At 68.2% G+C, this 6,849-nt stretch carries 7 protein-coding genes; all 7 read right to left on the bottom strand.

The annotated features are described in order from the left end of the window. A partial coding sequence (locus VF649_RS04210; RefSeq protein WP_331010707.1) for a UDP-N-acetylmuramoyl-L-alanyl-D-glutamate--2,6-diaminopimelate ligase occupies positions 1-1,189 on the bottom strand: 1,189 nt, incomplete at its 3' end. Next, positions 1,176-2,888, bottom strand: a complete 1,713-nt coding sequence (locus VF649_RS04205) for a penicillin-binding protein 2 (RefSeq protein ID WP_331010704.1) — start codon at positions 2,886-2,888, stop codon at positions 1,176-1,178. The genes VF649_RS04210 and VF649_RS04205, both read right to left, overlap by 14 nt. Next, positions 2,888-3,424 carry a hypothetical protein gene (locus tag VF649_RS04200; protein WP_331010703.1) on the bottom strand — a complete coding sequence of 179 codons (537 nt, stop codon included), beginning with the start codon at positions 3,422-3,424 and terminating at the stop codon, positions 2,888-2,890. Before VF649_RS04200 ends, VF649_RS04205 begins: the two co-directional genes overlap by 1 nt. Beyond that, positions 3,421-4,380, bottom strand: coding sequence for a 16S rRNA (cytosine(1402)-N(4))-methyltransferase RsmH (gene rsmH / locus VF649_RS04195; RefSeq protein WP_331010702.1), 960 nt, complete (start codon positions 4,378-4,380; stop codon positions 3,421-3,423). Before rsmH ends, VF649_RS04200 begins: the two co-directional genes overlap by 4 nt. Next, the gene (locus VF649_RS04190; protein WP_331010701.1) at positions 4,377-4,889 is read right to left on the bottom strand and encodes a division/cell wall cluster transcriptional repressor MraZ; all 513 of its coding nucleotides are present in this window, start codon (positions 4,887-4,889) and stop codon (positions 4,377-4,379) included. The genes rsmH and VF649_RS04190 overlap by 4 nt, the downstream gene beginning before the upstream one ends. A gap of 423 nt (positions 4,890-5,312) precedes the next feature. Continuing rightward, complete coding sequence (locus tag VF649_RS04185; protein WP_331010700.1) at positions 5,313-5,627, bottom strand: hypothetical protein; 315 nt, start codon at positions 5,625-5,627, stop codon at positions 5,313-5,315. A gap of 131 nt (positions 5,628-5,758) precedes the next feature. Continuing rightward, entirely contained in the window at positions 5,759-6,745 is a 987-nt protein-coding gene (locus VF649_RS04180) for a cysteine synthase A (protein ID WP_331010699.1), read from the bottom strand. Between the last annotated feature and the right edge of the window lie 104 nt (positions 6,746-6,849).

The raw sequence follows: 6,849 nt of genomic DNA, 5'->3' as shown, positions 1-6,849 counted from the left end.
TGTCGTCGGTCACGATCACATGATCGCCGCCCGCCACCGCCACCCGGCCCATTTCCGGCCGCTTGCCGGTGTCGCGGTCCCCGCCGGCACCGAACAGGACGATCAGCCGCCCCTTCGCATGCGGCCGCAACGCCGCGATCGCCGCGTCCAGCCCGTCGGGTGTATGTGCATAATCGACATAGACCGGCGCCCCCGTCTTGGAAATCACCGCCCGTTCCAGACGCCCGCGCACCGGCGCCAGCCGCGCCAATCCCGCCAATGTCGTGCCCAGATCGGACCCGGTCGCCAGCGCCAGCCCGGCCGCGGTCAGCGCGTTCGCCGCCTGATATCCGCCGATCAGCGGCAGGGTCACGACATGCGTCTTGCCCGCGGCGTCGATCGTCAGCGTCTGGCCCAGCGCGGTCGGCACGCGCGTCACCAGCCGCAGGTCGCGCCCTTCCACGCCCACGCTCAGCACGCGCAGGCCGCGCGCGGACGCCGCCTCCGCCACCCGCACCGACGCCGGATCGTCCGCCCACACCACCACCGCGCCATCGGCCGCCACCACTTCGGTGAACAGCCGCAGCTTCGCGTCCAGATAGGCGTCCATCGTGCCGTGATAATCGAGATGGTCGCGGGTCAGGTTGGTGAACGCTGCCGCGCGTACCGGCAGGCCTTCGGTGCGATATTGCGACAGGCCGTGGCTCGATGCCTCGAATGCGGCGTGCGTCACGCCCTCGCGCGCCAGGCCGGCCATGTTCGACAGGAACGTCACGATATCCGGTGTGGTCAGCCCGGTCGACACGCGGTCGTCGCCCGTCGTCACGCCCAGCGTGCCGATCGACGCGGCGTGCCGCCCCTCCTGGCTCCACAATTGGCGCAGCAGTTCGACGGTCGATGTCTTGCCGTTGGTGCCGGTCACCGCCACCGTCACGTCCGGGAAGGGCGCGAAGAAGCGTGCGGCGATACGGGCGAAGGCGCGCCGTGGCTCCGGATCGGCGACATGCACCGCACCCGCCACCGCCGCCTCCGGCCGCGCGACCACCGCGATCGCGCCCGCCGCCACCGCCGCCGCGACATAATCCTCGCCGTTGAAGCGAGTGCCGGGGAACGCGCCGAACACCGTGCCCGGCGCGACCTTGCGATGGTCGATCGCAAAGCCGGTCACCACGGCGTCGCCCGCGCCCTCGATCAGATCATTCAACCGCATTCGGATCGGCACCCTTCGGTTCCCACAGCAACGGCAACAGCTCGCTTTCGTCCACGTCGGCGCGGTCGTCGGGACGGATGCCCAGCATCGGCCCGATCCGCTGCACCACATGGCTGATCACCGGCCCCGCCGTCCATGCCGCCGTCGTGAAGCCGAATGTATCCGCGGTTCCCTTCGGGCTGTCGAGCATGGCGATCACGACATAGCGCGGGCGGTCCATCGGGAACACCGCGGCGAATGTCGACACGTTCGCGCTGCGATCATAGCCGCCCTTGTCCGGCTTTTCCGCCGTCCCGGTCTTGCCGCCGATGCGCAGACCCGGTGCCTCCGCCTTGCGGCCCGTGCCCTTCATCACCACCAGCCGCATCAACTGGCGCATCCGGTCGCTCGTCGCCTGGCTGATCACCCGGCGCCCGGCCGGAACCGCCACGCCCTGCCGCTTCATCAGCGTCGCGGGTCGCCAGACGCCGCCGTTCACCAGCGCGGCATAAGCAGACGCAAGATGCAGCGGCGTGACCGCGATCCCGTGGCCATAGGCGACCGTCATCGTCGTCGTCCGCGCCCAATATTTCGGCCAGAGCGGCTTGGCGCGCCCGCCGACCTCGATATCCGCCGCCTCGCCGAAACCGACCTTGTTGAAAAAGGCGCGGGTCCGGTCGGGCCCCAGTTCGTCGGCGATCCGTGCGGTCGCGATGTTGGACGAATGCACCAGCAGTTCGGGGACATTCAACCAGCGCTTCTGCGGATGATCGTCGCGGATATGGAACCCACCCACCGCCAGCGGCGCGGTCGCGTCGTACCGCTTGGTCATCGACGTCACGACCCCGCTCTCGATCGCGTTGGCGACGGTCAGCATCTTGAACGTCGACCCCAGTTCATAGACGTTCGACACCGCCTTGTTCAGCAGCAGCTCGTACGGCACGTTGCCGGTCCGGTTGGGGTTGAAGCTCGGCAGTGACGCCATCGCCACGATTTCCCCGGTATCGACGTCCAGCACCAGCCCGGTCGCGCCGATCGCGCTATGCTTCGTCATCGCGGCGGCCAGTTCGGTTTCCATCGCCGCCTGCACCCGGCTGTCGATCGACAGCGCCACCGGCGTGCCGCGCCGCGCCGGGTCGGTCAGCTGCGCATCCAGTACCTTTTCCATCCCGGACGCCGCATTGCCGTTCTGGTCGATCCAGCCCAGCACATGCGCCGCCAGCGACGCCTGCGGATACAGCCGCTCGGGCTCGCGCCGGAACTCGATGCCCGGCTCGCCCAGCGCGTTGATCGCCTTCACCAGTTCGGGCACCGCCCGCCGCGCGAGATAGGCGAATTTCTTGCGGCCCGTAAGGATCGCCAGATATTGCGCCTCGCTCTTCTGCGGCATCAATTCGGCCAGCCGGTATGCCAGCAACGCCGGATCACCGACCAGCTTGTTCGGGTGCACCGCCACCGACCAGGCATCGATCGTCGTCGCCAGCGGCATGCCGTTCCGATCGACGATATCGCCGCGTTCGGGCACCAGCCCGCGCACCGATGCCTCCGCGCGCGGTCCGTCGGATGCAACTGCCAGCCATAGCAGCCGCACGCCGACGATGCCGGTGACGAAGATGAACAGCAGCATCATCACCATCAGGCGAAAATGTGCGGTCGCAGTCGTCTGCTGCCGCTGCCCCGCGACGCTGACGCGCTCCGGCCGGGCCAGGGTCGCGGTCATTATGGCCGTTTCGCCGCGGCTTCGTTCTTCGCCAGCGCCGCCAGGTCATCGGCGAAATCGCTGCTGTTCAGGGCGACCTTCTGCGGCAGCGCCGTCATGCCACCCTTTGGCCTGATGTAATTGGCATGGCGCAGCATCGGTGCGGGCATGGCCCCGCTATCCGGCGCCGGCTGCGGCGTGGGATAGGAAACCTGTCGCGTCACCGATTCCGGCATCGCCACCGCCGGGTCCAGCATGGGTGCCGCCGCATGGTTGAAACTGGCCAGCTGCACCTCGCCCTCGACATATTGTCCCGCGCGCGGCGCCGACAGCGCCAGGACTTCGCTGTTCCACCGCTCCAGCTGGCTCAGCCGGCCGCGCGTTTCGATCTCCGTGTTCAGCCGGCGGATCTCGCGCTGCGACAGCAGGATGCGATGCTCGACCTTGGTCAGCGCCTGCCGCTCGCCCGCCACGCGCTGCGTCACCAGATAGCATCCGAGCGCGGCGGTCGCGACCGCCGCGACCAGACCCACCGATCGGAAACGCAACACGATCATGACAGGGAACCTTTCAAAGACGACCAGGACGGGGCCGCGGTACGGTGGGCCACGCGCAGCGTGGCGGATCGCGATCGGGGATTGCGGGCGATTTCGGCCGCGTCGGCGCGGATCGGCTTGCTCAGCCGCGCAAAGCTCGGCTCGGTCGCGGCGGCGGCCTGGGGCGCGTGCCGCGATCCCGCCGGCGTCGCGCCGCTCCGCTCCTTCAAAAACCGTTTGACGATCCGGTCCTCGGTCGAATGGAACGACACCACCGCCAACCGCCCGCCCGGCCGCAACACCGCCTCCGCCGCCGCCAGCCCGTCGCGCAACTCGTCCAGTTCCCGGTTCAGATGGATGCGGATCGCCTGGAAGGTCCGCGTCGCCGGATCCTTCTTCTCGTGCGGACGATGCCCCAATGCGCGCCGGACCACGGCGGCCAGTTCGGCGGTGGTGGTCAGCGGGCGCGCCGCGACGATCGCGCGCGCCACCCGCCGCGATTTCGGTTCATCCCCATAATGATACAGGACGTCGGCAATCTCCGCCTCGTCGCTCTCGTTCAGGAACTCGGCGGCGGTCTGGCCTTCCTGGCTCATCCGCATGTCGAGCGGGCCGTCCGCCTGGAACGAGAAACCGCGTTCGGCGCGGTCCAGTTGCATCGACGACACGCCGATGTCGAACGTCACCCCGTCGACCGCATCGACATCGCGCGCCGCCAGCGCCGCCGTCATCGCGCCGAACCGGTCATGCAGCAACATCAACCGCCCATCCGCTTCGGCCACCAGCGGCGCGCCCTCCGCGATCGCATCGGGGTCCCGGTCGAACGCGATCACCTGCGCACCTGCGGCCAGCAACGCACGGGTATAGCCGCCCGCCCCGAACGTCCCATCGACATGGCGTTCGCCAGCCACCGGCGCCAGTCCGGCGATCACGGCGTCCAGCAGCACGGGGATATGCGGGGCCGCGCCGCCGGTCATTTCCCGCTCCGTTCGGCGATCAGGGAATCCAGCATGCGGATCAGGCGCGGCTTGTCGGCCCGCGCTTCGCGGAACGTGTCCGGGTTCCAGATCTGGAACGTCTCGCCACCACCCACGAACAGCGCGGCATCGGCGATGCCCGCCGCCCGGCGCATCGGCGCGGACAACACCATGCGGCCGGCGCTGTCATAGGCGATCTGGGCCTTGGATCCGAACGCTTCGGCCATTTCGTCGTCCATGGCCTCCATCACGTCCACGCCTTCCATCGCCGCCACCTTCATGCGGATATTTTCGTGCAGCTGCCGCGAATAGGTCGGGTCGAAACCCTCCAGGCATGGCAGCTTGGCATGTTCACCAAGCAGGATCAGCCGATCGTCCGAACCGGCTTCCGGGGCATGGCGGCGGACCCGACGGTCGATCACGGCGCGAAAGCTGGACGGCAGGGACACCCGCCCCTTCGCGTCCACCGCGTTCAGAATTCCTCCGTGGAAGAAATCGATGATTTCCACGCACTGACCCCGTTGGAAGCCGCCGCCGTGCCGCTCGATCCCGATCGGATCGGGTGTGCCCCGGTACGTGAAGGCTTCCGCCCCTTCACACTGCGATGGGGGTATCAGGGCGCATCATGGGTTTCAATACCACTTCATGGTTCTACGCTGTTGATTGTCCCGATCATTGGTCTGTGCGGGAAGGCGCCACAATCGCGCTAATCCGCCATCGTTCTTTGCTTGTTCCGACGACGCGCCTGTGGATAACTCTTGGGGCAACTATTTTGCGCGGCGGGGCCGGCATGGTTTTTCATGGGTACGGCCCCCGCGGCCCCGGAATTTTTCGGTGGGCAGAATCAGGCCGCGAACGGCGGAGCCGGCATGGCCCGGCGCCGGTGCGTCGATGATTCTCGGGAACGTCGGCCGCGGATCTGCGGCGACGGATCAACGCCGGGTGGCGGATCCTGCGGCGGGTGGCGCCAGCACGGGGGCGGCGGGCGCGGGGATCGTCACCGGACCGGTGGGTGGTGCGGCGATGTTCTGGACTTCGGTGGCACCGCCCGGCGCCACACCCAGTTCGGCCAGCGGTTCCTTGGGGTCGGCCGCGGCGGCATTCGCCAGCGTCCCGGCGGCCTGGCCCGGTTCGCCCGGACGCCCCACCTCGTCACCGCCGCTCGCCAACCCGAAAAAGGCGGCGGCCAGCAGAACCAGCAGGAACACCGCCGCCAGTCCCATCAATCCGATGCGAACTCTCTGCATCCGATCGCGTTCTCCATGTCTTCGCACCACCGGCGCCTATGCACCATCGCATCCGAAGCGCTTTAACCTATGCCACGGTTCATCGCTTGTCTAATGCGCCCTGCCGGACGATCGATGCGTACCCGGCCGCCTCAGCGCGCCAGATAGGCCGGAACCGGTAGCCCCTTCGCCGCCAGCCACACCGGATTATAGGTGGTGCTGAGATAGCGCATACCCGAATCGCACAGGATGGTGACGATGCAGTGCCCGGGCCCCAGCTCACGCGCCAGGCGCACGGCGCCCGCCACGTTGATCCCGGACGACAGCCCGACGCACAGCCCCTCGCCCAACAGCCCGAACACCTGTTCCAGCCCCTCCGCGTCGGACACGCGATATTGGGTATCGACCGGCGCGCCCTCCAGATTGGCGGTGATCCGGCTCTGCCCGATGCCCTCCGCCACCGAATTGCCCTCCGCCCGCAATTCGCCATGCGCATAATATTCATACAGCGCGGCACCGTGGGGATCGGTCAGCGCGATCGTCACCGCCGGGTTCCGCTCCTTCAACCCCAGCCCGATCCCCGCCAGCGTCCCGCCGGTCCCGACCGCGCAGGTGAAGCCGTCGACCCGGCCCCCGGTCTGGTCCCAGATCTCGGGCGCGGTGGTGCGGATATGCGCCATCCGGTTGGCGATGTTGTCGAACTGGTTCGCCCACAGCGCGTTCGGCGTCTCCTCCGCGATCCGCCGGCTGGTATGGACATAGTGCGCGGGATTGGAATAGGCGGTCGGCGGCACCAGGACGAGTTCGGCACCCAGCGCGCGCAGCGTGTCCATCTTCTCGCGGCTCTGGGTCTCGGTCATCACGATGATCGCGTGATAGCCCTTGGCCTGCGCGACCAGCGCCAGTCCGATCCCGGTATTGCCGGCCGTCCCCTCGACGATCGTCCCGCCGGGCTGCAACGTGCCGTTCGCCTCCGCATCCTCGATGATCGCGCGCGCCGCGCGGTCCTTCACCGATCCGCCGGGGTTCATGAATTCGCACTTGCCCAGGATGTCGCATCCCGTCGCCGCGCTTGGCCCGTTGAGGCGGACAAGCGGCGTGTTGCCGATCAGCGAGAGGGTATCGGGAACGATTGTCATGACCGGCAGATAGGATAGCGGCGGGCTTTGGCCAACCCAGCTTGGCTTGGGCTGCCCATAGCCGCGCTCCGCCTGTTCGATGCTGCACCTGCGAGGACATCCGC

Origin of the sequence: Sphingomonas sp., from assembly GCF_036387535.1 — a bacterium.
Classification (GTDB): domain Bacteria; phylum Pseudomonadota; class Alphaproteobacteria; order Sphingomonadales; family Sphingomonadaceae; genus Sphingomonas_R.
The sequence above is the reverse complement of the archived record's forward strand: the minus strand, read 5'-3'. Positions and strand labels throughout refer to the sequence as shown.

What these genes read in the sequence shown, in the direction of transcription:
- VF649_RS04200 (WP_331010703.1), bottom strand. Translation starts at nt 3,424, where the DNA reads ATGATCGTGTTGCGTTTCCGATCGGTGGGTCTGGTCGCGGCGGTCGCG.
- VF649_RS04185 (WP_331010700.1), bottom strand. Translation starts at nt 5,627, where the DNA reads ATGCAGAGAGTTCGCATCGGATTGATGGGACTGGCGGCGGTGTTCCTG.
- rsmH (WP_331010702.1), bottom strand. Translation starts at nt 4,380, where the DNA reads ATGACCGGCGGCGCGGCCCCGCATATCCCCGTGCTGCTGGACGCCGTG.
- VF649_RS04205 (WP_331010704.1), bottom strand. Translation starts at nt 2,888, where the DNA reads ATGACCGCGACCCTGGCCCGGCCGGAGCGCGTCAGCGTCGCGGGGCAG.
- VF649_RS04180 (WP_331010699.1), bottom strand. Translation starts at nt 6,745, where the DNA reads ATGACAATCGTTCCCGATACCCTCTCGCTGATCGGCAACACGCCGCTT.